Annotated in this window: 22 protein-coding genes; 13 read left to right on the plus strand and 9 right to left on the minus strand. The window is 49.2% G+C overall.

The window, feature by feature from the left end:
• Nucleotide 1 precedes the first annotated feature (1 nt).
• From ACLQ3M_RS06890 to ACLQ3M_RS06900, 3 genes are read right to left on the minus strand one after another with little or no spacing between them, the layout of a single operon-like run.
• Entirely contained in the window at nucleotides 2-898 is an 897-nt protein-coding gene (locus tag ACLQ3M_RS06890; RefSeq protein WP_411676957.1) for a 4Fe-4S binding protein, read from the minus strand.
• Nucleotides 895-1,734, minus strand: coding sequence for an ATP-binding protein (locus ACLQ3M_RS06895; RefSeq protein WP_411676958.1), 840 nt, complete (start codon nucleotides 1,732-1,734; stop codon nucleotides 895-897). Before ACLQ3M_RS06895 ends, ACLQ3M_RS06890 begins: the two co-directional genes overlap by 4 nt.
• 10 nt (nucleotides 1,735-1,744) lie before the next feature.
• Nucleotides 1,745-2,110, minus strand: coding sequence for a NifB/NifX family molybdenum-iron cluster-binding protein (locus ACLQ3M_RS06900; RefSeq protein ID WP_411676959.1), 366 nt, complete (start codon nucleotides 2,108-2,110; stop codon nucleotides 1,745-1,747).
• 334 nt (nucleotides 2,111-2,444) lie between these two features.
• Between ACLQ3M_RS06900 and ACLQ3M_RS06905 the strand changes: the two genes are divergently transcribed.
• Nucleotides 2,445-3,260, plus strand: coding sequence for an undecaprenyl-diphosphate phosphatase (locus ACLQ3M_RS06905; protein WP_411676961.1), 816 nt, complete (start codon nucleotides 2,445-2,447; stop codon nucleotides 3,258-3,260).
• A gap of 159 nt (nucleotides 3,261-3,419) precedes the next feature.
• Here the strand turns inward: ACLQ3M_RS06905 and feoB are convergent, their stop codons facing one another.
• The 5 genes from feoB to ACLQ3M_RS06930 form a co-directional block, all read right to left on the minus strand.
• Nucleotides 3,420-5,579 (minus strand): ferrous iron transport protein B, encoded by a 2,160-nt coding sequence (feoB, locus tag ACLQ3M_RS06910; protein ID WP_411676962.1) that lies wholly within the window; start codon nucleotides 5,577-5,579, stop codon nucleotides 3,420-3,422.
• Between the two features lie 122 nt (nucleotides 5,580-5,701).
• Nucleotides 5,702-5,938 (minus strand): FeoA family protein, encoded by a 237-nt coding sequence (locus ACLQ3M_RS06915; RefSeq protein WP_411676963.1) that lies wholly within the window; start codon nucleotides 5,936-5,938, stop codon nucleotides 5,702-5,704.
• Between the two features lie 218 nt (nucleotides 5,939-6,156).
• Complete coding sequence (locus tag ACLQ3M_RS06920) at nucleotides 6,157-6,336, minus strand: hypothetical protein (protein WP_411676964.1); 180 nt, start codon at nucleotides 6,334-6,336, stop codon at nucleotides 6,157-6,159.
• Between the two features lie 152 nt (nucleotides 6,337-6,488).
• The gene (locus ACLQ3M_RS06925) at nucleotides 6,489-7,256 is read right to left on the minus strand and encodes a sulfite exporter TauE/SafE family protein (protein ID WP_411676965.1); all 768 of its coding nucleotides are present in this window, start codon (nucleotides 7,254-7,256) and stop codon (nucleotides 6,489-6,491) included.
• Between the two features lie 629 nt (nucleotides 7,257-7,885).
• Nucleotides 7,886-8,803: a LacI family DNA-binding transcriptional regulator gene (locus tag ACLQ3M_RS06930; RefSeq protein WP_411676966.1), complete on the minus strand. Its 918-nt coding sequence runs from the start codon at nucleotides 8,801-8,803 to the stop codon at nucleotides 7,886-7,888.
• 176 nt (nucleotides 8,804-8,979) lie between these two features.
• Here ACLQ3M_RS06930 and ACLQ3M_RS06935 point away from each other — a divergent pair, with 176 nt between their 5' ends.
• The 4 genes from ACLQ3M_RS06935 to ACLQ3M_RS06950 all read left to right on the plus strand — a co-directional run bounded on the left by ACLQ3M_RS06935 (nucleotide 8,980) and on the right by ACLQ3M_RS06950 (nucleotide 14,425).
• Nucleotides 8,980-10,311, plus strand: coding sequence for a carbohydrate ABC transporter permease (locus ACLQ3M_RS06935; RefSeq protein ID WP_411676967.1), 1,332 nt, complete (start codon nucleotides 8,980-8,982; stop codon nucleotides 10,309-10,311).
• 4 nt (nucleotides 10,312-10,315) lie between these two features.
• Nucleotides 10,316-11,143 (plus strand): sugar ABC transporter permease, encoded by an 828-nt coding sequence (locus ACLQ3M_RS06940; RefSeq protein ID WP_411676968.1) that lies wholly within the window; start codon nucleotides 10,316-10,318, stop codon nucleotides 11,141-11,143.
• 128 nt (nucleotides 11,144-11,271) lie between these two features.
• On the plus strand, nucleotides 11,272-12,555 hold the full coding sequence (locus ACLQ3M_RS06945; protein ID WP_411676969.1) for a maltose ABC transporter substrate-binding protein: 1,284 nt from the start codon (nucleotides 11,272-11,274) through the stop codon (nucleotides 12,553-12,555).
• 151 nt (nucleotides 12,556-12,706) lie between these two features.
• Nucleotides 12,707-14,425 carry a glycoside hydrolase family 13 protein gene (locus ACLQ3M_RS06950; protein ID WP_411676970.1) on the plus strand — a complete coding sequence of 573 codons (1,719 nt, stop codon included), beginning with the start codon at nucleotides 12,707-12,709 and terminating at the stop codon, nucleotides 14,423-14,425.
• A 339-nt stretch (nucleotides 14,426-14,764) separates the two neighbouring features.
• Here ACLQ3M_RS06950 and ACLQ3M_RS06955 read toward each other — a convergent pair whose 3' ends face one another.
• A complete protein-coding gene (locus tag ACLQ3M_RS06955; protein ID WP_411676971.1) occupies nucleotides 14,765-15,541 on the minus strand; it encodes an IclR family transcriptional regulator in 777 nt (258 codons plus the stop codon).
• A 292-nt stretch (nucleotides 15,542-15,833) separates the two neighbouring features.
• Between ACLQ3M_RS06955 and ACLQ3M_RS06960 the strand changes: the two genes are divergently transcribed.
• The 8 genes from ACLQ3M_RS06960 to ACLQ3M_RS06995 all read left to right on the plus strand — a co-directional run bounded on the left by ACLQ3M_RS06960 (nucleotide 15,834) and on the right by ACLQ3M_RS06995 (nucleotide 24,425).
• Complete coding sequence (locus tag ACLQ3M_RS06960) at nucleotides 15,834-17,018, plus strand: acetyl-CoA C-acetyltransferase (RefSeq protein WP_411676972.1); 1,185 nt, start codon at nucleotides 15,834-15,836, stop codon at nucleotides 17,016-17,018.
• 257 nt (nucleotides 17,019-17,275) lie between these two features.
• Entirely contained in the window at nucleotides 17,276-17,575 is a 300-nt protein-coding gene (locus ACLQ3M_RS06965) for an OadG family protein (protein ID WP_411676973.1), read from the plus strand.
• A 52-nt stretch (nucleotides 17,576-17,627) separates the two neighbouring features.
• Nucleotides 17,628-18,029, plus strand: coding sequence for a biotin/lipoyl-containing protein (locus ACLQ3M_RS06970; protein ID WP_411676974.1), 402 nt, complete (start codon nucleotides 17,628-17,630; stop codon nucleotides 18,027-18,029).
• Nucleotides 18,030-18,041: 12 nt separating this feature from the next.
• Nucleotides 18,042-19,184, plus strand: coding sequence for a sodium ion-translocating decarboxylase subunit beta (locus tag ACLQ3M_RS06975; RefSeq protein ID WP_411676975.1), 1,143 nt, complete (start codon nucleotides 18,042-18,044; stop codon nucleotides 19,182-19,184).
• Nucleotides 19,185-19,265: 81 nt separating this feature from the next.
• A complete protein-coding gene (gene gctA, locus ACLQ3M_RS06980) occupies nucleotides 19,266-20,228 on the plus strand; it encodes a glutaconate CoA-transferase subunit A (protein ID WP_411676976.1) in 963 nt (320 codons plus the stop codon).
• A complete protein-coding gene (gene gctB, locus ACLQ3M_RS06985) occupies nucleotides 20,228-21,019 on the plus strand; it encodes a glutaconate CoA-transferase subunit B (protein WP_411676977.1) in 792 nt (263 codons plus the stop codon). The genes gctA and gctB overlap by 1 nt, the downstream gene beginning before the upstream one ends.
• Before the next feature lie 16 nt (nucleotides 21,020-21,035).
• Nucleotides 21,036-22,799 (plus strand): acyl-CoA carboxylase subunit beta, encoded by a 1,764-nt coding sequence (locus ACLQ3M_RS06990; protein WP_411676978.1) that lies wholly within the window; start codon nucleotides 21,036-21,038, stop codon nucleotides 22,797-22,799.
• A 375-nt stretch (nucleotides 22,800-23,174) separates the two neighbouring features.
• Nucleotides 23,175-24,425 (plus strand): sodium/glutamate symporter, encoded by a 1,251-nt coding sequence (locus ACLQ3M_RS06995; protein WP_411676979.1) that lies wholly within the window; start codon nucleotides 23,175-23,177, stop codon nucleotides 24,423-24,425.
• The last annotated feature ends 75 nt before the right edge of the window (nucleotides 24,426-24,500 follow it).

Below are 24,500 nucleotides of genomic sequence, written 5' to 3' on the forward strand. Positions count from 1 at the left end.
ATCATACTCCTTTTTCAATATTTTCATTCATTAACATAGGATAAACTTGCTCCCAAATCTGCCGAATCGCTTTCCCTGCCTCACTGCCGGGATCGTCAACCACGGTTCTTCCGGAATTGACGGCTTTTGTGACAGCCTGGTCAAATGGGATTTTCCCCACCAGAGGGATTTGTTCCCGTTTGCAAAACGATTCGATTTTTTGTGAAATTTCAGTGCAGACATCGTATTTGTTGATGCACGCGGCTGCTTTGGTACCAAACCGCCGTGCGGTTTCAACAACCCTTTGCATATCGTGAAAGCCGGACAGGGAAGGTTCCGCAACAAGCAGAACCAGATCGGTTCCGGTAATGGACGCAACCACGGGGCAGCCAATGCCCGGGGAACCGTCCAGAATGGCCAGCGGCTCTTTGGACGCGGCTCCGTAAAGGTTTGCGCGTACTTCCGAAACCAGGCGCCCGGATGCACCGCTTCCGATTTGAAGCTGTGCCGTTGAAAACGGTCCGGCCTTCGTGTGGAACAGCATGGTTTTTCCGGATGTCCGGTCTTCCAGCCGGATCGCGGGCCGCCCGTCGCCGTCGCGGGAGGGGCAGACCGCCTCGCACACGCCGCAGCCTTCGCATTCATATGGGTTGACGGAGCCGTTTGCAATGGCGCTGAACCGGCAGGAGTCCTCGCACCGGCCGCAGCCGATACAGGCTTCCGTGTTCAGCACGGCTTTTTTTAACCCGAAATACGGCTTTTCCTGCGGCTGTTCCTTTCCTGTAAAAATCTGATGCAGATTTGGGGCCTCCACATCGCAGTCCGCGAAGACTTTGCTGCCGCACAGCCGGATCAGGGAAGACGCAACCGTTGTTTTGCCGGTTCCGCCTTTCCCGCTCAGTACAACAAGCTGCTTCATGCTTCCTTTTCCTCCGATCCTTTTATTGTTTCCAAAAGATTCAGAAAGATCGGGCGGAAGGTTTCGCGGCCGGCGGCAAGATTTCCCTGCGCTGACGCCCGGGCAAGTTCCGCGTCATAGGGAATGCGCGCGAAAATGGGAATTTGAAACTCAAGCGCTGTCGCGTCCATCATTTTTGAGGAATCCGTATCCTTGTTTACGACGATCGCGCAGGGTTTGTGAAATGTCCGCGCAAGCTGCAGGACGAGTTTCAGGTTTTCAAGGCCGAACAGCGTCGGCTCCGTTACCAGAAGACAGAAATCGGCGCCCTTGATACTTTCCATCACGGAGCAGGAGCTTCCGGGCGGGCAGTCAATGACGGTGACCGGGGCTGCGGGAATTTCACGAAGCATTTGCCGGATAATCGGTACGCCGGTCGCTTCGCCGCTGTTGAGGGTTCCGGAAAGAAAGGTGATTCCTCCGGCTTTCCCGCGTTCAATCACACCGACCGCGCGCTTTCGTTCCCGGATTGCCCCTTTGGGGCAGAGCAGGGAACATCCGCCGCAGGAATGGCAGAGCTCCGGAAAAACGCGTGGTTTTCCTTTGAGAAAGGCAAGCGCGTTGAAACGGCAGAACCTGACGCAGCTCCGGCAGCCGTCACAGACGCTTTCGTCGATTTCCGGCACGGCAACTTCAACGAATTCCGTTTTTTCAATTTCAGGCTTTAAAAACAAAAAGCCGTTGGGCTCTTCCACGTCGCAATCGACGTAAGCGGCATCTCCCGCCGCTGCGGCAAGGTTGACGGAAAGAAATGTTTTTCCGGTTCCGCCTTTGCCGCTTAACACCGCAATCTGCATTTCTCCGCCCTCAGCCCTGACCGCCGTGGTATCCGGCGTGAATTTCGCTCAACTCTGCCAAAGTCCCGTTTTTCCATGCTTCCGCCATATCGGCGACCGTCCCGGGAACCGCTTTCCAAAGCTGGATTCCTGCGGCGTTTAGAACCTCCGCGGCGTTTTCCCCGCAGTGAAACGTCGCCACCGCTCCGGCGCCGCTGTCAACGATCGCCTGGGCCGCTTTGATGCCGGCGCCGCCCTGAGCCGCCGCGGCTTCGTTGTCAATTATCTCAAAGCCTCCGGTTTCCGTATCCGCGACAATAAAATAGGGGGTTCTGCCGAACGACCGGTTTACGGGGCTGTCCAGTTGTTTTCCTTCTGATGGTACCGCAAGTTTCATTTGCGATCTCCTTTCGCTCTGCCGTCATTAGTTTCCGTCGATTCCGACACAAACATTTCAACCAGTATTTGGGCCGCTACGCCGAAGCCTCAACTCTGATCTTGTATTATGGTCATATGCTCATTATTGTATTCATTATAATCTTATAAAAAACAGTTGTCAATCAATCCATGAAAATAGTGGAAGAATGTTATTAGCAGAGAGCCGGAACCTGTTGCAAATTATCTGCGGACAAACTATAATAAGGCTCTGGGCTGCCGGGGCCTGAAGCGTATTCTCCGGGAAAATCGTTTCACTGTATAAATAAAAATATCGATTAAAGTAGGAGAAGAAAATGGATCTTATCAGAGCGATTCTGTTCGGTATCATCGAAGGCTTGACCGAATGGCTGCCGATTAGCAGCACCGGGCATATGATTCTGGCCGAAGAATGGATCAAAATGGATTTGTCCGCTAAATTTATGGAAATGTTCCTTGTCGTCATTCAGTTCGGGGCGATACTGGCTGTCATTGTTTTATATTTTCATAAGCTGAATCCCTTTTCCGGACGAAAATCGGCCGTTCAGAAAAGGGAAACCGTCTCCCTGTGGATGAAAGTCCTGTGCGCCTGTGTTCCGGCCGGAATCATCGGGGTATTATTTGATGACCCGATCAACGCGCTCTTCTACAATTATAAAACCGTAGCGATAACATTGATTTTGTACGGAGTGTTTTTTATTCTGGTGGAAAACCGGAATCGCGGAAGAACTCCTTCCATCCGGAACTTTTCGTCCCTGAGCTACCGCACCGCTTTCATCATCGGCATTTTTCAGGTTCTGGCGCTGATTCCCGGAACGTCCCGGTCCGGCGCGACCATCCTGGGCGCCATTTTAATCGGAACTTCGCGGGAAATCGCTGCGGAGTTTACGTTCTTTCTGGCAATCCCCATCATGTTCGGGGCAAGTTTGCTGAAGATGTTAAAATTCGGGTTCGCCTATACCCCAATGGAGGCCGGGGTATTGCTTCTTGGCATGGCTACGGCTTTTCTGGTATCCGTTTTTGCAATCCGCTTCCTGATGGGATACATTAAAAAGCACGATTTTAAACCGTTTGGCTACTACCGAATTGTTTTGGGAATCGTTGTTCTGCTGTACTTCGGACTTGTACACTAAACGGTTGGATTTTCCGGCGCATAAAACGGTCCCCGAACAACCAGTTCGGGGACCGTTTTGGGCTGCGTAATGATTTACTATTCCATTTCCCGTTGCAGTCTGGCCGACTTTTTCGCAAGGCGCTCCGGAGTAATGACATTTTCTTGGAAATTGAAGGTTTTAAGCCAGCCCAAGCAATCGGACCGAGTTCGCAACCAGAAAACAGACGGCAATCCCCGTTACAGTCGGAATTACGAAAGAAAGCAGAGTCCATTTCATGCTTTGAGTTTCCTTATGGATGGTAAGACAGGTCGTTCCGCAGGGCCAGTGCATCAGGGAAAAGAGCATGACGCAGACGGCCGTCAGCCAAGTCCAGCCGTGGCTGACAAATAAAGTATGCAGCTGAGCCAGACTTTCGTAGTCCGTCAAGGCCCCCGTGGCCATATAGCTCATAATGATGATGGGCACGACGATTTCATTTGCGGGGAAGCCGAGAATAAACGCCATCAGTATATATCCGTCCATCCCGATCAGACGGCCGAAGGGGTCGAGAAAGCCTGCGCAATGGGCCAGAAGGCTGATGCCGCCGACATGAATGTTGGCCAGAAGCCAGATTACCAGCCCGGCTGGAGCCGCCACAACGACTGCGCGTTGCAATACAAACAGTGTCCGGTCGAAAATGGAACGCACGATCACACGGCCAATCTGCGGACGACGGTAAGGAGGAAGCTCCAGATTAAAGGAGGACGGCATCCCTTTTAGAATCGTTTTGGAAAGAATTTTGGAGATTATCATGGTCATGAAGACTCCAAAAACAATAACTATGGTTAAAGTCAGAGCGGAAACGGCGGACTGGAACGGACCGGACACCGCCGCCGCAAAAAACATGGTGATAACGGCGATCAGTGTGGGAAACCTGCCGTTGCACGGAACGAAGTTGTTGGTTAGAATGGCAATCAGCCGTTCGCGCGGGGAGTCGATGATCCGGCAGCCGATGACGCCGCACGCGTTGCAGCCGAACCCCATGCACATGGTTAAGGCCTGCTTACCGTGCGCATGCGCCTTCCTGAAAAAATCATCCAGATTAAAAGCGACGCGCGGCAGATAGCCGAGATCCTCCAACAGAGTGAATAGAGGAAAGAAAATCGCCATCGGCGGCAGCATGACGGACACCACCCATGCAAGCGTGCGGTACATTCCGTCAACCAGAATCCCCTTGACCCAGGCCGGAGCCGAGATCAGGGTAAAAAAGTCCGTCAGCCGGTCTTCTACCCAGAAAAGCCCGGCCGCGATCAGCTCGGACGGATAGTTTGCCCCCGTAATTGTCAGCCAGAAGATCAGCAGAAGCAAAAGCAGCATGATGGGGATACCGGTTGCCCGGGAGGTTAAAATCCGGTCGATCTTCCTGTCGCGCTCCGCGTATTTTTCCTTGTCGCATACGATTACGCCGCGGCAGATGTCCTCGCAGTTTTGTATGATTCTGGTCACGACCCGGTCGCGGAACAGGTCCCCGGTGATCGAATTTTCGGCCAGAAGGGAACGGGCGCGTTCCAGACTTTCCACAACATCTTGAAAAGAGAGAAGGTCATAGCCAAGATAGTTTTTCAGTGACTTTAACAGGCTTTCATCTCCGTCCAAAAGCTTAAGGGAGACCCAGCGGCCGTTCAGCTTTCCGCCGAGCACATGATCGACGGCGGGCCGGAGAAGTTCAATGGCGTTCTCAACCGCCTCGTCGTAGGTGATTGGAAAGGGATTCGTTTTTTGGTCCGATCGGGTCAGCCGCATGACGGTTTCCATCAAATTGTTCAGCCCTTTTCCGCTACGGGCGCTTGTTCCCACTACGGGGATCCCGAGCTTCTGCGAAAGCAGCTTCAAATCAATGCGGATTTTTTTCTTTCTTGCTTCATCCAGAAGATTAACGCATAGAATCACACGTCCGGAAATCTCCATTGTCTGAAGAACGAGATTCAGATTCCGTTCCAGACAGGTTGCGTCCGCGACAACAACAGTTGCGTCCGGGTTGCCAAAGCAGATGAAATCGCGGGCGATTTCTTCCTCTTCGGAGTTGGCCATCAGGGAATAGGTTCCCGGAATATCCACCAAAATGTAATTCCTGCCCTGATACCGGTAGGTTCCCTGCGCGTTTGCTACTGTTTTGCCGGGCCAGTTTCCCGTATGTTGGTTCATTCCTGTCAGATTGTTAAAGACCGTGCTTTTCCCCACGTTTGGATTTCCCGCGAGTGCAACGACCTGATCCAGCTCGGTTTCTTTTTCTATTTGCAGCAAGCCGTCGCAGCAGCTTAACACACCCGCTCCGGTAGACGCTCCGGATAAGCCCATAGGATTTCCCTCCTGCTTCGATATATGGATTCCAACCTGAAAACAGGGCAAATCCGGGGGAGCCGGCAAAAAAGGAAACCTAATCCCCAATCTGCCTGATTCTGGCGGATTTACCCTGTCTGTCAGGCGTTTACCATGATTTTAGCGGAAACGTCCGACCTTAAAGCAATTACGGCGCCGCGAATCAAATACGCGACCGGATTCCCCGAAGGGCTTTGATAGAGTGATTCTATCTGTGTGCCGTCAATTACGCCAAGGTCCAGCATCCGGCGCCTGGTGGTGCCGTCTGAAAGAAGCGAAGTCACGCTGGCCTTTGCCCCGACTGGCAGCTGGTTCAGCGGAATCTCTTTTCGGTTCATTATGGATTTACCTCCCATATATTTTTATAGATAGCGGTCGTTGAAATTGTTTCACTAGGCTAATCTATGGTTCTTCAGCTGAAAGTGTTACGGCTTTCAATTACCCGGCGTAAAAAAACAGCCTGTCAATACCATTCGGTAATGACAGGCCTGTCTTGGCTTCTGCCGGGCAGGCAGAAAACGTTTTTTTGCAAAATCACGGATATTATGGCATCAAGCTATTTGGAAGGCCCCATATCCTGGTCAATCAGGTAGTTCATATAGGCGTTCAAGCTCATTCCGAGAGAATCCGCGTGAGCTTTGATTTCCGCCTTACGGCCTTTTTTTACGCGGAATATGATATCGTCTAATTTCTTCAAATATTTTTTCGTCGCTTTTTCCCGGGCCCTGCTTATCATGTCAAAACACCTCGGATTATATATCGACTTTATAAATAAATACTTGATAGTAAAAGTGCATTTTATAGGTATTTTATAATCAAAATTAAAAGCAGCCTTCCGCAGCGGCATAAGCCGCCGGGAAGGCTGCAACATTTTTTTAGCTTAACGGTTCAAGCAAACATGTCGAAAACGAGTTTGGAAAAGAGAAGAATCAAGACCAGTACCATGACCGGACGAATGAATTTGGCGCCCTTTTTAATCGCGAGCCCGGAACCGATCCAGTGCCCCGCAATGGAACAGGCAGCCGCTGGAACCGCCAGATTGTATTGAATGGTGCCGGCCGCAATGAATGTGGCGAGCGCCGCCAGATTGGAGGCCAGGTTGACAACTTTGGTATTGCCGCAAGCGGTTTTCATGTCGAAGCCAAGAATTGTCGTAAAGGCAAGAATCAGAAACGTACCTGTTCCCGGCCCGAAAAAGCCGTCGTATGCGCCGATGACCAGACCGATCACAGCGGAAAGCAGAATGGCGCGGCGGCGTGGAATTTGGTCAAATGTATTGCTGTCCGATCTTTGCCGGCCGCGCCAAAAAATAAATACGGCCGCGGCGGGCAGCAGAATCAGCATGGCGATACGAAGCGCGTGGTCGTCGAGAAACAGGGTTAATCTGGCTCCGAGAAAGGAACCGCCCAAAGCGGCCGCCGCGGCGACGGCCGCGGTTCTGAGATGGAAATTTCCGCTGCGAAGGAATCTGCCCGTGGAAAAAAGCGTTCCCGTGCAGGATGAAAATTTGTTGGAACCAAGGCAAAAATGAGCCGGAAGCCCCGTAAGGTAATAGGCGGGAAGCGAGATGAGTCCGCCACCCCCGGCGATGGAGTCAACAAGGCTTGCCAGAAAAACGAGCGGGCAAACAATAGCGATCAGATGTAATAGCGTCATGGAATCCCCCTGTGGTGAATTTGTCAATCCTACACATTGTGACAAATTTTCAGGCGCTTTTCAAGTACTGCGGGTAAAAAACGATTTAACTACGACAGGAGGTCATTTTGTACCCCGAAAGTATTTAAAAATTCGGTACGGGATTCTTATACGATTTAAATGGAGATAAAGGGCCAAAACGAAACCCTGAATTTTAAAAATCATTAATTATGAAAGACAGCTTAAGTTTTTTATGATGAGGTTAAAAATTTGCGGGAAATAGCTGGTTCCCGAGATTTCCATGCTACTTAACAAAATCAATGTTAAGTGAAACTGTGATACAAATTGCACAATAAAATACAATAAATAAGTAAATTTATTGACATATATCAATAATTGTGTTACTATTATCGCGTACACAGAAGTGACAAGGATGGCCTTCAACAGAACTCCTTTCTTGGTTGGATGAAAATTAAATGGAACCGACATCATTTTTTTGCCTGCTTCTCCTTAATTAGAATTTCTCCCCGTTACTGGAACTGTAAAAGCTGAAGCCGGCACCAATGGATTTTGCTCATGCAATTTCTGAAAACCGGAAATAAAAAACCGGAAATGTTCAACAACATTCCGGCTGTTTCTTTTTTAAGCTATTAAGTTTTAACTTCGCACGGAACTAATATCCGGTTGTCTTCTTCCTCTTTCCCGTAGTCCAGAGCAAGCATTTTTTGCAATGTTTCAATGGCGGTATCGGCAATTTTTCGGTTGGGAATAAAAATAATTTTTGTGTCGGGAAGCAATATGTTGGAATCATCAAAATTCGACACGACGACAAGATCGTGCCGATTGATATATAGTTCCGTCTCAAGCCCAAGGATATCTCCCAATATGATTCCTTTTCCTTGGCGATGCGTTTGGAGAAACAAGTTCAAATCTGCGTCTGAAGAATTGATAAAAACGTCGTTGGGAGGAAATTCTCCAATGATTTGATCCTTTAAATCCTCGTTACAGATGTCCTCCATCACGAGAAACGGCGAATTTGTATTCAGCATGGTTTTTGCCTTTCGGATCGCGTTCTTATAATCCGGGTAGATTTTACAGAATAAGCTGTCGTTCGTGTCGCAATTTAAAAAAATTGCGGGCACATAGTAGTGCTTTGTGATTTTATCAGCAATTTTGCTGTCGATATCAATAAAAAATGCCGCGCTGAAATTATGGCTTGAAATCGTGTCAACATCTTTTTCCGGATCTTCCGTTTCAAGTACGATCGTTTCGAAGTCGAGAGTTTTCATTTGAGCGCTCATTTTTGACGCAAGATCATAATAAGCCATTCTTTTTCCAAGGGTATCGTGACCTTTCCAGCAGATGATGACCCCAACCAGATCGCTTTTCTGTTTTTTGACGGCATTTCGGGGCTTGTAATGTAAACGGGTTACGGCTTCCACGATCTTCAAACAGGTGTCATGCCCGATTTTTTCATTTTCAGAGTGATTCAGGACATATGAAACAGTGGCCACCGAAACATTGCACTCTTTGGCAATGTCCCGCATGGATACTTTATGCTTTGACACATAAAACGCCCCTTTGAGTTTCTTTTCGGTTCAATTTTATCATGGCTTGGCAATTTACGCAAGAATGAAGCCGCAAATATAAATATTATAATCAAGTTTCATAAAAAATTGGAAACAGACAAATCTTGGCAGTTTATTTGCTGTTTCAATCAGTCGGAATAGGGGAGGCAAATGCAATGACGAAAAAATACAGTTCTACCATTTTATCCTGTCTTTTCTGGGGGAGCGGACAGTTTTTTATCGGCAGGCAAAAGGCAAAGGGAATCCTGCTTTTTGCCGCCCAGGTTTTGCTTTTCGGAATAGAGTCGGTCTCCGGCTATTGGTTTAATTTCTTCGCCGGACAGATTCCGGATTTTCAAGTGCGATTATACGGCGGTTATTTTTCACGAGGAATTTGGGGCCTGTTTACTTTAGGCGCCGTACCCGTCGAGGACCATTCGACCTATTTAATGGTCAATGGAATTATGGCCCTAATGATTCTGATGATTTTTTTAGGGATTTATCTATGGAATATCGTCGATGCTTATCACACGGGAAAAGCGGTTGACGACACACACGCTTACTTAAGCTCGCGCGCATTCGGCAAGAAATTATATCAGAAAATGTTCCCTTATTTTGTGCTGGCGCCGATTCTTTTTCTTGTTTTGTATATCGTAGTCATGCCGATCATTTTTTCGGTTCTTACGGCTTTTACCAATTACAATGCGGATCATCTTCCTCCTGCCAATTTGGTTAAATGGGTCGGTCTGGATAATTTTTTAAGATTAGTCAGCATACCGATCTGGTCTCAAACGTTCCTTGTCGTTTTGGCCTGGACCGTAATATGGGCTTTTCTTGCAACCTTTTCCACTTATTTTATGGGTCTTTTTCAGGCATTGCTGATCAACAGCGATTGTGTGAAGCACAAATCATTTTTTCGCTCCATTTACATATTGCCGTGGGCGATTCCTGGAATGATCTCGCTTTTAATGTTCCGAAATTTATTTAACGGACAATTCGGTCCCTTGAACCAGCTTTTATTAGACTGTGGACTGATTCACAGCAGAATCCCATTTCTGTCCGATGCTTTTACCGCGAAAGTTACGATTATCATAGTGAATTTGTGGATTGGTTTTCCGATGTTTATGGTTATGCTGCTCGGGGTATTGGCAAATCAGGACCCGGCCCTTTATGAGGCTGCTCAAATTGACGGGGCGAACAAACTTCAGATTTTTCGACGGATTAAATTACCTTTGCTGATGAAAGCGACCGCGCCTTTGGTATTAATGAATCTGGTCGGCAATTTCAATGGATTTGGGTTTATCTATTTCCTAACAAACGGCGGACCCAATAATTCCTCGCTGCAATTCGCGGGAGACACTGATATTTTGATTTCATGGATTTATAAGCTGACCCTAAACCAGAATATGTATAATCTGGCTGCTGTTTTAAATATTCTGATTTTCATATTAGTCGGTGTTGTATCTTACTGGAATTTAAAGGGTACGACTGCTATTAAGGAGATGTAAACAAATGAAGAAAAGTATAAACTCCTTTTTCGTGCATTTAGAGTTGATTATGGTAGCGCTTTTTGTTTTGATTCCGATTCTCTGGATTGTTTTGTCATCCTTTAATCCCGGGGACAGCCTGGTTTCCTCTTCGCTTATCCCGAAACAGCTTACGCTTTATAATTACGCCAGACTTTTTAAAGAAACCAATTATCCGGTCTGGTTTAAGAATTCTTTCCTGATAGCTACCCTTAACGCGGTAGTTTCCGTCGTCCTTATTATGATAACCGCGTGGATCGTTTCACGTTTTCATTTTAAAGGCAGAAGATCGGGTTTAATTGGATTACTGCTTCTTTCCATGTTCCCTAACTTTTTATCCATGACAGCGCTTTATACGCTGTATTTGACGCTGGGCCTTTTAAACCATCCGCTCGCACTGGTCATTATTTATTCCGCCGGCGCAATACCGTATAATGTATGGCTTGTGAAGGGTTATCTGGACGGCATCTCAAAGGAGATCGATGAGGCGGCCTATATTGACGGATGTTCCTATTTTTCCACTTTCTTAAAAATTATTTTGCCAATGTCGAAACCAATTATTACCTATTGCGCGGTGTCCCAGTTTATGCTGCCGTGGATGGACTTCATTATGCCCAGCCTGCTTTTGTCAACGGATAATGACAACACGACAGTGGCGATCGGCCTTTACAATATGATCTCCGGCAAGGAAAACGATAAATTCACCATGTTTGCGGCGGGGGCTATTCTGATCGCGGTCCCGATCACAATTTTATTTATCTTGTTTCAAAAATACCTGGTTCAGGGCGTTGCCGCCGGCGCAAACAAGGGCTGAATGATGAATTCCGCCCCAGGCGCGGCGATAAAAAAATCCCGGTTGTGGTTGGCAGAACACGTTTTAACGATGTCCCTGATCAAAAATAATATTTTTGTGCCTTGTGCACAATGAAAGGATGAGCAAGTATGAAGTTAAAGAAAATTTTAGCCGTTACCTTATGCCTGTCGGCGGCATTCCCTTTGGCAGCCTGCAAATCCAACGTGCCGGTCGATACGGCCCAGTCGGCGGCACCGCCGGTCGAAAGCGGGGAGGCGCTGACGCCGGAAAAGGGCGCAACATTAATATTTCGCACTGGCGGCGAAGACAGCGATTTGGCGTGGGGCAAAGCGGTTGCCGCAAAGTTTAAGGAAAAGTACGGGGTTTCGGTAACCGTGCAAAAAGGAACCAGGGAAAATCTGAAAAAAGCAAAGCTGGAAGCTGTGGCAAAGTCGGGCGCGGACGTGTTTATGCTTTCGCATGACCAGTCCTATCAGGCGATTGTACAGGGGATACTCTTGCCTTTCGACAACAATATTATAAAGGGGATGAAAGCTGATGTCAGCTCCGTGGCGCTGAAAACAGTGACGAAGGACGGCAAGGTTTACGGCGCGCCGGTTTCTGTTGAAACGTCGGTACTGTTTTACAATAAGAAACTGGTGAAAACCCCCGCGACAACCTTTGAAGAGATTTTTCAGGAGGCGAAGACCTACAATGATACAAAACAGAATAAATTCTGGTTCCTGTTTAACGCGAATGAGGGATCGTCTCTCTACCCGATGCTCAGCACCTACGGTTATAATTTGTTCGGAGCCGACGGCAATGATGAAAATAAACCTAACTTCGATACTCCGGAATTTTTGAAAGGACTGCAGGTGATTCAAAAATTCCATGAGCTGATGCCGATGAAAGCGGTTGATTCCAGCAATACGGATTTTCTCAATAAGCAATTTACCGGCGGCAAAGCAGGTTATATCATGAGTGGCCCCTGGGATGTAAAAACCTATGAAAAAGCGAACGTCGATTTCGGAGTAATTCCGATTCCAACCTATGACGGAAAGCAGCCGAAGGTATTTTCCTACATTCAAAACGCGCATGTTGCGTCATACACCAAATACCCCAAAGCCGCGCAGCTTTTCGCGCAATTCCTTGTTTCCAATGAAAGTGCGGAACTGCTTTATTCCAAAGCGGCCAAAATCACGGCCAGAGAAGATGTTTCCAAGGTCAGCGGGCTTTCAACGGACCCCATCTCCGGCGCTATTCTGGAGGCGTTCCAAAAATCCGCTCCCATGCCAAGCGTCAAGCGGATTTCTTATTTCTGGACGGTCATCGGCGAAATCGGCCCGGAAGTATTCGATGAGAAACTGTCGCCTGAAGACGCACAGAAAAAGGCCGTGTCAGAATGGAACAGTCTCGTACAGACGGAATCGTGAGGCTCATTGCAGCATTTCCAATATTAGATTGCAAATATGGACATGTCCCTCCCCCGCCGAAGGCGGGGGAGGGACATGAGAAAATTCAATTCAACTGGAATTGCTGAAAGAGAACATTCTTGCATTCCAAAACGCAATCAGGAGGTTAAACTTGAACTTACAAGCACTTTATCATAACCCCAAAAGCAACTATGCTTTTGCTTATAGCAGTCATGAATTACATATCCGTCTGCGCACGGCAAAGGATGACTGTAAATCCGCAATATTAGTAATTGCAAAAAAACACGCATGGATGACGAAACAAAAATTTCAAATGGAAAAGGTCGCCACCGACCGTTACTTCGATTATTATCAGTATAACTATGCAACGGACGATCCGAGGCTGGGCTATTATTTTTTAATCTCCGACGGCAAAGCGACTCTCGTTTATTCCGAATCCGGAGTAACCGAAACTTTCAACGATCAATATGCCTATTTTCATTATTTTCAGTATCCGTTCATCAATCCGATTGACGTTCACACCGTTCCCTCCTGGGTCCATGAAGCAATTTTTTATCAGATTTTTGTAGAACGGTTTTACAATGGCAACCCCGGCAATGACCCCCGGAGCGTTTCCCCATGGGGCAAGCTTCCAAAGCCGAAAAGTTTTTTCGGCGGTGATTTGCAGGGCATCCTTGAAAAACTTGATTACCTGAAAGGACTTGGAATCAACGGGCTGTATCTCACTCCGATCTTTGAATCCCCCAGCAATCACAAATATGACACAACCGATTACCGAAAGATCGACCCCGCTTTCGGGGATAAAGACCTGCTGTGTAAACTCGTAAAACAGGCGCATGAAAATGGGATTCGCGTAATTCTGGATGGGGTATTCAACCACAGCGGTTACTTTTTTGCCCCGTTTCAGGACGTTTTGAAAAACGGCGTACATTCCCAATATGCCGACTGGTTTCATTTTACAGAGTTTCCCGAGCATGGCGACGAACCGAAATACCGGTGCTTTGGAACAAGCCCCAACATGCCGAAGCTCAACACATCAAATCCACAGCTCAAAAAGTATCTTTTTGATACGGTTTCGTACTGGATGAAAGAAACGGGGATCGACGGCTGGCGCCTCGATGTTTCCGATGAAATCGACCATCAGTTCTGGCGGGATTTTCGCCAACTGGTTAAAGGGATCAATCCGGAAGCCGTGATTATCGGCGAAAACTGGCATAATTCTTACCCGTGGCTGATGGGCGACCAATTCGACGGAGTGATGAACTACCCTGTAACAAAATCGTGCATTCAATTTTTTGCATCACGGGAAATCAGTGCGGAAGAATTTGCGGAGGATTTATCCGGCAGCCTGATGTGGAACTCGGATCAGGCCAATTTTTCCATGCTGAACCTTTTGGACAGCCATGATACCATGCGTTTCCTAACCTGGTGCCGGGGGGATAAAAAGAAACTGATGCTGGCCATTTTGTTTTTATTCAGTTATATTGGCGTACCTTGTACCTATTATGGAACGGAAATCGGCATGGAAGGCAACGGCGACCCGGACAGCAGGCGTACCTTTGACTGGGACGAGAACCGTTGGGACAAAGACTTACTTGCCTTTTATCAACAGATCATTTCCTTTCGCAAAAGCTGCAAACCGCTTCAGTACGGAAATGTAAAAATGTGGGCCGATAACGGGGTCTTTTATCTGGAACGGGGTTATGGTGATGAAAAGGTTCTGACCGTATTAAACAACACAGGAGAAGGCAAAAACATTGTTCTGCCGGTTGGCAAAGCGATCGACTGGGTTTCCGCCGAAAAAACGGAACTCGCGGAATCGGGATTTTTAAATCCGTTTGGCGGATTCTCTTTTCACTACTCCATTTGAATTGAAAATCAAGTACAAAAATCAGATGCTCGGTTTCCGGAGCAAAAATCATTTTGCCGGCGTGTCCAACTTGAACTTGCGGTCTGCGGCCGGCATTGCGGTCAATCCCTGCTTTGATTTCCCTTTTATGGAAGCCGGATACGCCTTCCACACTTGTCAAGTTAAAATACTGCATCCCGATTTCATCGCCGTATAGCGGGCCAAAGTGCTCCATATGGAATACCATAAACAAAACTGCGATACGCCCCCCTTGCGGGAGTATATCGCAGTTTGCTGTTATCTACCTGTTTTACGGTCTGCGTGCAGTTCCTCGTAAACTGATAGAAATGAAAGGTAAGACTAGAATTTTCCATAACGGTCGGCGGTGTTTTCGGCGTACCCCAGATCATAGGAAAGCTCCTGAGAGCATTGTTTCACATCCCTTTTCAACAGCTCGATGCGTTTTGAGTCAACGCGTGAAATCGGCGCGATCAGTCCCATGGAGGCGATAACCGATCCGTTCCTGCTGAAAACGGGAGCGCCGACCCCCATCGCGTCACGAATATATTCTCCGCAGGAAACGGCGATTCCCTCCCTGCGGATTTTCTTCAGGTCTTCCATCAGCGTTGTAGGATTTGTGATCGTATTGTCCGCGTGCCGGCTGAGGCCGTGTTCGATAAAGTCGCTGATAAAAGAATCCGTCTGATAAGCGAGCAGGGATTTCCTGATCGCCCCGCAGTGAAGGTCGACCTCGTAGCCGAACTTTTCGATGACTTTCAGGTTGTTCGGGCCTTCCACCTTTTCCAAAACCAGGCCCTTAAAGCCCGCGAGAATCACAAGGAACGTATCCTCGCCCGTCATGGAGGAAAGCTTTCTTAAAATGGGGGGCGCCGCGTTTTGCAGCTTTACATTGTGCGTAGCAGCCATTCCAAGCGAAATCAGCGCGGGACCCAACTGATAAAGGTGTGTTCTTTCGTCCCGTGTCACGTAGTTTTTGGAACAGAATGTTTGCAGAATGCGGTGAATTGTGCTGGGGGGAAGCTCTAAAGCCTCCGACAGCTCCGCAAGCGAGAATGATTTTTCCGGTTCTTTCAATGCTTCCAAAACGTTGATTGCGCGGATTAAACTCTGTATCATAATTCATTTACCTTCCTGCATAATTCCTGCATGGTATTCTAAATAAAAGTATAACTCATAATTCCATATGATGCAATTTATTTAAACCCGGTTTCTCAAACCGGATTGTGACAATGAATAGAAATTGCTTGCTTTTTATTGACAGAGACGTACAACAATGCTATCATGTTAATTGAAATTCTATCATATAGAATACATTTCATATTACGAAATAGCAATTATCAAATATTTTTTTGGTATTCCTATCCTGATGAACATGACAGGGATAATTATAAAAATGGAGGAACAAAAAATGTCGAAGAAAGTGGTTCTGGCGGGTGCCGTAAGAACGGCTGTTGGAAAAATGGGCGGGTCTCTCTCTGCGGTGCCGGCTTCAACGCTCGGGTCCATCGTGATTCGGGAGGCGCTGAAAAGAGCCGGCGTTCAGCCGGAGCAAGTGGATGAAGTGCTGATGGGCTGCGTGCTACAGGCGGGGCTTGGCCAGAATGTGGTTCGCCAGGCTTCCGTCTTTGCCGGCATTCCGCAGGAAGTCCCGGCATTGACCCTCAACAATGTCTGCGGCTCGGGATTGAAAAGCGTCAATCTTGCCGCGGCAATGGTAGAGTCGGGTGAAGCGGACATTGTTGTGGCGGGCGGAATGGAAAATATGTCCATGGCGCCGTACTCGATCTCAAAAGCTCGCTTTGGTTACCGCATGAACAACGGAGTATTGGAAGATTTGATGATCAAAGACGCTCTTTGGGATGCGTTCAATGATTTCCATATGGGGATCACGGCTGAAAATGTCGCGGAAAAATACGGAATTACCCGGGAAATGCAGGATGAATTCGCTGCATTCAGTCAGCAAAAGGCGGAAAAAGCACTTGCGGAAAACCGCTTCCACGACGAAATTGTTCCCGTCGAGGTAAAACTGAAAAAACAGACCGTTCTGTTCGATACCGACGAGGGCCCCCGCAGCGGCGTGACAAAAGAGAGCCTTGCCAAACTGAAACCGGCTTTTAAACCGGACGGAACCGTAACAGCCGGCAATGCTTCCGGCATCAACGACGGTGCGGCGGCAGTGATTGTCATGAGCGAAGAAAAGGCAAAGGAGCTCGGCGTAAGCCCGATGGCAACCTGGATTGCGGGGCAGTCCGTCGGCGTTGACCCGGCCTACATGGGAATCGGCCCGGCGTTCAGCACAAAGAAGATTATGGAGAAAACAGGGCTTACTGTAAATGACATGGACCTGATTGAGGCGAACGAGGCCTTTGCGGCACAGTCGCTTGCGGTTGCGAAACTGCTGGATCTTGATCTTGCGAAAGTCAATGTCAACGGTGGGGCCATAGCCATCGGACATCCGGTCGGAGCTTCCGGCTGCCGGATCTTTGTAACCCTGCTTCACGAAATGCAGCGCCGCAACTCGAACTATGGTCTTGCAACGCTTTGTGTCGGCGGCGGGATGGGCGTTTCTGCGATTGTTCGCCGCGAATCGTAACCTTTCACAAAAGTTCTGTTTATAATTTGTTCATAATTTATTGCGAAAAAGTCTGTATTTTCTCAATTATTATGATAGTTTCGAACTGGTTTGTATATAATAGAACCAGTACAAGGTGGAATTTGTTTTATCATACGGAATTCTATGTGGGCGGATTCCGAATTGTGAAAGAAGTATGTGTTAAATACTATAGAATTTGTGAAATGAATTCCACAGTACGGAATGTATAAATTATGTTCTTCATGGAGGTTGGCATTATGTGGACGGAAGCGAGCATGAATCTGATTCAATCGCTGACGGTATCCGGATTAGGCTTGACCATCGTTTTTCTCACGCTGATCATACTTGCGCTGGCTATTTTGGGTTTCTCCAAAATTTTCTCCGCCGCGGGAATCAGCAAAGGGACCGGTGCGGTGAAGGAGAATTCGGCCGCGCAGCAGGCTCCGACAGGTGAAAAAGAGGAAGACGACGTTCTGGCGATTCTGATTGCGGTGATCAGCGAAGAGATGAATCTTCCGGTCGATCGCTTTCAAATTACAAAGATTCAGGAAATCTGATTGTGAACCCGGCTGATGTTCAGCTGATTTATCATTGTTAGGAGAAAAGATTATGAAATACATCGTTACTTTAAACGGCAAAAAATATGAGGTTGAAGTGGAAAAGGTGGAAACTGGATTCAAACCTCTGTCAAGGTCTGCTGCGACGGCGGCAGCGAGCGCACCCGCATCTGCTCCCGCTCCCGCGCCGGCGCCTGCCCCGGCGGCCCCGAAAGCTGCTCCGGCCCCCGCGCCCGCAGGTTCTTCAAATGTAACCAGCCCGATGCCGGGCTCCGTCCTTGATATTAAGGTTTCTGTTGGAGACACTGTTAAGGCAGGTCAGGTTCTTGTTTTGCTGGAAGCCATGAAAATGGAAAACGAAATTGTCTCTCCCTGCGATGCTGTCGTCGCATCGATTCCGGTGAAGAAGGGCGATATGGTAGACACCGATCAGACACTTGTAACTTTGAAATAAGGAGGCTCCCCAATGAATTTTTTCTCCGTGATGGGGACGCTTCTTGATGAATCCGGTTTTGCCGCGCTTACTTGGCAGAGCGGAGTGATGATTCTGATCTCTTTTGTCCTCATGTATCTTGCAATCGCCAAAAAGTTTGAGCCGCTGCTTCTGCTGCCGATCGCTTTCGGAATGTTTCTGGCAAACCTTCCGCTCGCGGGCATGATGACGGAAGCGGACCCATGGTATCATTCGGGCCTGATCAGTATCATCTATTACGGAATCAAAAGCGATCTGTTCCCCTGCCTGATTTTTATGGGTGTCGGCGCGATGACCGATTTCGGTCCGCTGATCGCGAATCCGGCCAGCCTGCTTCTAGGCGCGGCCGCACAGTTCGGCATTTATACGGCATTTATTCTTGCAAACGCCACCGGATTGTTTACGCCCGCACAGGCGGCGGCAATCGGAATTATCGGCGGCGCGGACGGCCCCACTTCCATTTTTATTGCGAACAATCTTGCGCCGAACCTGGTTGCGCCGATCGCGGTGGCGGCTTATTCCTATATGGCGTTGATCCCAATGATTCAGCCGCCGATTATGAGACTGCTGACCACGAAAAAAGAGCGGTCCATCAAAATGGGGCAGCTCCGCAAGGTCAGTAAAGTGGAAAAAATTGTTTTCCCGGTATTCGTTGTTTTGCTTACTGTGCTGCTTCTCCCTTCGGTCGCGCCGCTGCTCGGCATGCTGATGCTGGGCAATCTTTTCCGTGAGTCCGGCGTGGTTTCACGTTTGTCCGAAACAGCCCAGAACGAGCTTTGCAATATTGTTACAATTATGCTCGGCCTCAGCGTGGGGGCGACCGCAAACGGCGAACTGTTCCTGCGCACGCAGACTTTGGCCATTATCGCGATGGGACTCTTTGCATTCGGCTTTTCCACGGTGGGCGGCCTGCTGTTTGGCAAGCTTCTTTGTTTCATCACGCGCGGCAAGGTCAACCCGATTATCGGCGCCGCGGGCGTTTCCGCCGTACCGATGGCCGCCCGTGTTGCCCAGGTGGAGGGCGTGAAAGCTAACCCGACCAACTTTTTGCTGATGCACGCAATGGGCCCCAATGTTGCGGGCGTGATCGGTTCGGCGGTTGCCGCAGGCTTTTTCATGATGGTTTTCGGGCATTGATTTCTGCATAAATAAACATGGACAGACAATAAATAAACACAGACAAGACATTTTTATAAATTATTTTAGGAGGTCTTTCGTTTGGGAAAAATACATTCCTTGTCAGACGCGATTTCAAAGTTCGTTCATGACGGCGATCATCTGGTTTTCGGCGGTTTTACAACAAACCGCAAGCCGTACGCAGCCGTCTATGAAATCCTGCGGCAGGGGCAGAAGGATTTCATCGGAGAGAGCGGCCCTGCCGGCGGCGATTGGGACATGCTCATCGGAGAAGGCCGTGTCAAGGCGTTTAACAACTGCTACATAGCCAATTCCGGCTTTACCAACGTCTGCCGCCGCTTCCGCAAGGCGGTGGAAACAGGCGAGCTTCTGGTGGAAGACTATTCCCAGGACGTTCTGATGCTGCAGCTTCACGCGGCGTCTCTCGGTCTTCCGTATCTTCCCGTTCGCCTGATGATGGGTTCGGACCTGGTGGACAAATGGGGCATCAGCAAAGAGGAGCGCCAGAAAATCGACAAACTGCCGAACGACAAGTTTGTCATTCAGGACGACCCCTTCCATCCCGGGCATAAAGTGGTTCTCTGCCCGGTTCCGGAAATCGATACCGCGATTATCCATGTTCAAACGGCTTCTCCGGACGGAACCTGCCGCATCGTCGGCGATGAATTCCACGACGTGGATATCGCGGTTGCCGCCAAGCACTGCATTGTCACCTGCGAAGAAATTGTCAGCGACGAAGAAATTCGCAAGGATCCGACGAAGAACTCGATTCCGGGCTTCTGCGTGGACGCCGTTGTCCTGGCTCCTTACGGCGCGCATCCTTCCCAGTGTTACGGACTCTATGACTACGATAAGAAATTATTCCAGGATTACGATAAGGCCAGCAAGACGGACGAGGATTTCAAATCCTTCCTGGACGAATGGGTTTACGGCGTCAAGGATCATGAGGAATATCTGAATAAGCTCGGCGCGGTTCGCCTGAGCAAGCTGAAAGCGGTTCCCGGCTTTGGATATTCGGTCGATATGACCAAGGAGGGTAAATAATGGCTGACTATACGAATTACACCAATAAGGAAATGCAGGCGGTTGCCATTGCAAAATCCATCCACGACGGTCAGGTCGTTATCGTTGGAACCGGGCTGCCGCTGATCGGCGCCTCGCTTGCCAAGAGAGTCTATGCCCCGAAATGCAACCTGATCGTGGAAAGCGGCTTGATGGACTGCTCGCCGATTGAAGTTCCGCGCAGCGTGGGCGATTGCCGCTTCATGGCGCATTGTGCCGTTCAGTGGCCGAATGTGCGCTTCATCGGTTTTGAGGCGAATGAATGGCTGCATGATACCGACCGTCTGATCGCCTTTATCGGCGGTGCACAGATCGATCCGTACGGCAACGTGAATTCCACCTGCATCGGAGATTACAATCATCCGAAAACCCGCTTTACGGGCAGCGGCGGAGCAAACGGCATTTCCACATACTCCAACACGATTATCATGATGCAGCATGAAAAGCGCCGTTTCATGGATCATATCGATTACATCACCAGCCCGGGCTGGATCGACGGACCGGACGGCCGTGCGAAAAAGGGTCTTCCGACCAACCGCGGGCCGCAGATGGTGGTCACCGACCGCGGCATTCTGAAATTCGACGAACAGTCAAAACGCATGTATCTTGCCGGATACTATCCGACTTCTTCCCCGGAGGATGTCGCTGAAAATACCGGCTTTGAAATCGATGTGTCAAGAGCTGTCGCGCTTGATGCGCCGGATCCGGAAGTTATTCGCATGATTCGCGAAGAGATTGATCCGGGGCAGGCTTTCATTAAAGTCCCGCAGTGAATAAAGGAGTAAACGAATGAGTAATCACGAATATTCCATGCCGGGCTATTTTCAGAATATGCCCGTGGTCGGGAGCCCTTTAAGCCGGCTGAATGAAGAGAATGAAACAGAATTTAAAAAGGTGGAAGAAGAAATTCTTCAGCTTGTAAAAGAAGCGGAAGACGCAGGCCGTCCCGACGAGTCCATCAGGCAGTCCGGCCAGATGACGGCAATGGACCGCGTCCGCGCGCTGGTTGACGAGGGCACCTGGTGCCCTCTTAACAGCCTGTATAATCCCGCTGGCAACGCGAACCATTCCACCGCAATTATAAAAGGTCTTGGCCGCATTCACGGAAAATGGGCCGTCGTGGTTGCGTCCGACAATAAAAAGCTGGCGGGAGCCTGGGTGCCGGGACAGTCCGAAAACCTGCTTCGTGCTTCCGATACCGCGAAATGCCTTCATATTCCGCTCGTTTATATTCTGAACTGCAGCGGAGTGAAACTGGATGAACAGGAGAAGGTTTACGCAAACCGCCGCGGCGGCGGAACGCCGTTTTACCGCAACGCGGAACTGCAGCAGCTGGGTGTGCCGGTCATTGTCGGCATTTACGGCACAAATCCCGCGGGCGGCGGTTACCACAGCATCAGCCCGACCGTTCTGATCGCGCACGCAAAGGCCAATATGGCCGTCGGCGGCGCGGGAATCCTGGGTGGAATGAACCCGAAGGGATACATGGATCTGGAAGGAGCCGAGCAGCTGATCAAGGCGCAGTCGCAGGCGAAAGTGGACCCGCCGGGCTCCATTGCCGTCCATTACAGCCAGACGGGATTTTTCCGCGAGGTTTACACCGAAGAGCTCGGCGTGCTGGAAGCCATTAAAAAATACATGGACGATATTCCGGCCTATAACCTTGATTTCTTCCGTGTGGATGATCCGCGCGAGCCGCAGTACGACCCGAATGAGCTGTACGACGTTGTGCCGATGAACCAGAAAAAGCCCTACAATATTTATGATGTTCTCGGCCGCGTATTCGATAACAGCGAATTTTCGGAATTCAAACCCGGTTACGGCCCTGAAATTGTAACGGGCCTTGCAAAGGTTGACGGTCTTCTGGTCGGCGTGGTCGCGAATATGCAGGGCCTGCTGATGCAGTATCCGGAATATAAAGAAAACGCCGTGGGCATCGGCGGCAAGCTGTACCGCCAGGGCCTGATTAAAATGAATGAGTTTGTAACGCTTTGCGCCCGCGACCGTCTGCCGATCATTTGGATTCAGGATACGACGGGAATCGATGTCGGCGACGACGCGGAACGCGCGGAGCTCCTGGGTCTGGGCCAGTCCCTGATCTATTCCATAGAAAATTCCGGCGTTCCGCAGATGGAAATTACCCTGCGCAAGGGAAGCGCCGCCGCGCACTACGTCATGGGCGGCCCGCAGGGCAACACCACCAACGCGTTTTCGCTGGGAACGGCGGCAACCGAGATGTTCGTGATGAACGGCGAAACCGCCGCAGCAGCGATGTATTCCAGAAGACTGGTAAAAGATAAGAAAGCCGGCAAAGACCTTCAGCCGACGATCGACAAAATGAACGAAATGATTCAGGAATATGTGGAAAAATCCCGTCCGAAGTTCTGTGCACAGGAAGGCTTTGTGGATGAGGTTGTCCAGCTTCCGCAGATTCGCGGCTACGCAAAGGCGTTTGTCAATTCCGTTTATCAGAATCCGGAATCGATCTGCGCGTTCCATCAAATGCTGTTACCTCGCGTGCTTCGCGATTATAATACGTTCCAAAAGAAGTAAGATCACGCGGCTTTCGTGCTGTGACTTTCATTAGCTTTAAATAGGATCTGCCAAATTCATCTGTGAAAGGCGTCTGCTTTTTTCCGAAAAGAGAAGGGAAAGCGCGGGACGATTTCTGACGGAAATGCTTTTCGGAATCGGAAAGGAGGAAAATGAAAACCGAAAAGCGCAGCCGGAATCAAGAGCAGCGAATGCGGAGGAATGATCTGTATTACTTGAATGCTTGATGCTTCCTTGGCAGGAACTATTGGAAACAAATAAACAAGGGGAGAAGTATTAACAATGACTCTTACGAACGGTATTCTTCGATCTGTGTTCCAAGACGGACCCTTTGCCCCGCGCTTTGTGTGCAATTAAGTAGGAGGAGAATGAATTATGGATAAAATGATGACCTATTTTGGGACTTTCACCGCCGCGAAAGACGGTGCCGTTGCCTCTTTCAAATTCGAGTATCTGACTACGCTTTTGTTCGCTGCGATTGTTATTTTCGTAGGGCAGGCTATGGTCAAACATTCCAAGCTGCTTCGCAAATATGCTATTCCGGCCCCGGTTGTATCCGGCTTGATTTTTTCAATCATCGTTTCCGTTATCAAGGGCTCCGGAGCCATCGGATTTGAATTCGACACAAAAATCATGAAGGACTTCACACAGAATATTTTCTTCCTGTGCGTTGGGTTCGGCTTCAGCACAAAGATGCTGAAACATGCAGGTGGAAAGCTGTGTGCCAAAATCGCATTTGCGGCTATTTTGCTGATCACGCTGCAGGATGTGGCGGGCGTCGGACTCGGTAAACTAATCGGAATGGATCCGCTGCTCGCGCTGCAGTGCTCTTCTGCTGCTATGTCCGGCGGCGTTGGAACCGCATCTGCTTTCGGTCCTATTTTCAAAGGCTGGGGCGCAGACGCCGCGACAACGGTTGGCGTTGCGGCAGGTACGATGGGAAATATCATGGGCTCCGTCATCGGCGGCCCGGTCGCGGCATTCCTGATCGCCCGCTACGCGCTGAAGGCTGACCCGAATGATAAACCGGCGGAGCTGGCAAACGGAAAGGTCAACGCGCTGGAAAACCACAGCATGGTCAGAGCGTTCGCAATGCTGCTTCTGCTTGCCGGACTCGGCATGCCAATTTACTTCCTGTTGGACAGCATCCCGATGATTTCCATGCCTAAGTTCATCGGCTGCCTGTTTGCCGGCGCAATTGGCCGTAATGTACTGGAGGCCACTCACCAGAATACTTACGAGCCAGAAGTCAATGCCCTTGAGCACATGTTCCTGGAACTGTACCTGGCTCTGGTGCTCATGACCATCGACCTTACAAAGCTCGTTTCGGTTGCCGGCCAGATGGGCATTATCCTTCTGATGCAGGCAGTTCTGATTGCTGTGTTCGGCATCTTCATTTCGTTCAGACTTTTCGGGAAAGACTACGGCGCAGCGGTCATGACCGCCGGCAACATCGGTTGGGGCTGCGGTTCCGGTCCGAACGCGGTTGCGAACGAAAAAGCAATCATGGACGAATATGGCTGGCACAACATCGCATGGGTTCTTTATCCGTCTTTCGCTGTTATCATCGACGATATTTACAACCCAATTTTCCTTTCGGTTTTCGGCAGTCTGTTTAAGCACTAAAAAGACGACACGTATCACCTGATTTTCTGAAATCACTTGAACCCGAAGAAAGTTCGGAGTAAAGTATGACTTGGC

Source organism: Caproicibacter sp. (genome assembly GCF_046707225.1).
Classification (GTDB): Bacteria; Bacillota; Clostridia; order Oscillospirales; family Acutalibacteraceae; genus Caproicibacter.